Annotated in this window: 2 protein-coding genes; both read left to right on the plus strand. The window is 75.7% G+C overall.

Annotated features, from left to right (window positions below; genetic code table 11):
- On the plus strand, positions 1-1,007 hold a 1,007-nt coding region (locus tag HMPREF0731_RS19500), incomplete at its 5' end, for an SLC13 family permease (protein WP_007005934.1).
- Between the two features lie 77 nt (positions 1,008-1,084).
- Positions 1,085-1,751, plus strand: a 667-nt coding sequence (locus tag HMPREF0731_RS19505; RefSeq protein WP_007005935.1) for a PDC sensor domain-containing protein, incomplete at its 3' end; no start/stop codon positions are given.

Raw genomic sequence — 1,751 nt, forward strand, 5'->3', positions numbered from 1 at the left:
CCGGCGACGTGCTGCTGGCCGAATGGCCGGTGCCGGAGGCGGCGCTGGCGGCGCGCTGCGCGGCGCTCGGCCTGGAGGCGCTGCCGCTGGACCAGGAGGCGATGACGGCGCAGCCCAGCCCGCTCGGCCTAGCCGAGGTGATCGTGACGCCGGATTCGCCGCTGCTCGGCCGCTCGGTGCTGCAGGCGGGCTTCCGCGACCGCTACGGGCTGGTCGTGGTCGGGCTGCGCCAGGGCCGCCAGGCGGTGCCGGAGCGGCCGCTGGAGCGGCCCTTGCAGACCGGCGACACGCTGCTGCTGGTCGGGCCCTGGCGGCATCTGCGCCGCTCGCAGCGCGAGGGGCGGGATTTCCTGCTGCTCAACCAGCCGGCCGAGCTGGAGGAGCCGGCCCCCGCCGCCGCCCGCGCGCCGCAGGCGTTGCTGGCGGTCGCGGTGATGGTGGCGCTGATGGTCAGCGGGCTGGTGCCGCATCTCATGGCGGCGCTGATCGGCTGCGCGCTGATGGCGGCGACGCGCTGCATCGACCTTGATTCCGCCTATCGCGCCATCCACTGGCCGAGCCTGGCGCTGATCATCGGCATGCTGCCCTTCTCGCTGGCGCTGCAGAAGACCGGCGGCATCGCGCTGGCCGCCGGCGCCCTGGTGCAGGGGCTGGGCGGGGCCGGGCCGCACGCCATCCTGGCCTGCCTGTTCGCCCTGACGGCGGTGACCGGCCTGTTCATCTCCAACACCGCGACGGCGGTGCTGATGGCGCCGGTCGCCATCGCCGCGGCGCGCGAGCTGGGCGCCTCCCCCCTGCCCTTCGCCATGATCGTGGCGCTGGCCTCCTCCACCGCCTTCATGACGCCGGTCTCCTCACCGGTGAACGCGCTGGTGCTGGGGCCGGGGCGCTACCGCTTCGCCGATTTCCTGCGCGTCGGCACGCCGCTGGCCCTGCTGGTGATGGCGCTGTCGGTGCTGCTGGTGCCCTGGTTGCTGCCGCTGCACGAAGCCGTCACGGCGGGTTGAATCCTCTAGGCCGCGCCCACGCCCGCGTGCATAAGGTGCCCATTCTGCAACGGGGGCGGGATGTGAGCAGGCCGGCGATGGGGCGCCCGGGCATCTGGGGGCGGCTGTGGTCGGTGCCGGGGCTGCGGCATGGCGTCATGGTGGGGGCGATCTGCCTGGCCGCCGGGGCGCTGGCCAGCCTGCTGGTCCAGCAGGATGCGCGCCGCGCCGTGACCGCCGAGCACGGCACCCGGCTGGCCGCCCAGGCCTCCGACATGGCGCGCCGGCTGGATGGCGAGCTGGCCGCCTGGGCCGCGCAGGTGGAACGCCTGGCCCGCTTCCATGTGTTCCGCCAGCAGCCGCCCGACCCGGCCCTGGCGCGCGAGCTGCTCGAGGATCTGCGCATGGCGGCGCCGACCTTCTCCTGGATCGGCTTCGCCGGCGCCGATGGCCGCATCATCGCCGCGACCGGCCGGCTGCTGGAGGGGGTGGACGTGGCGGCGCGACCCTGGTTCGGCCCCGGGCTGCGCGGCCCGCATCTGGGCGATGTCCACCCCGCCGTGCTGCTGGCGCGCCTGCTGCCCGAGGCGCAGGGCGGCGGCGAGGGCGCCTCTTTCGTCGATGCCGCCGCCCCGGTCCTGGCCGAGGATGGCCGGGTGCTGGGCGTCGTCGCCGGCCACCTGACCTGGCGCTGGGCCGAGGCGGTGCGCCAGCAGGCGCTGCGCCAGGCGGCCTGGCGCCCGGCGCCCGAGATCCTGGTGCTGG

Origin of the sequence: Pseudoroseomonas cervicalis ATCC 49957, assembly GCF_000164635.1 — a bacterium.
Taxonomy (GTDB): domain Bacteria; phylum Pseudomonadota; class Alphaproteobacteria; order Acetobacterales; family Acetobacteraceae; genus Pseudoroseomonas; species Pseudoroseomonas cervicalis.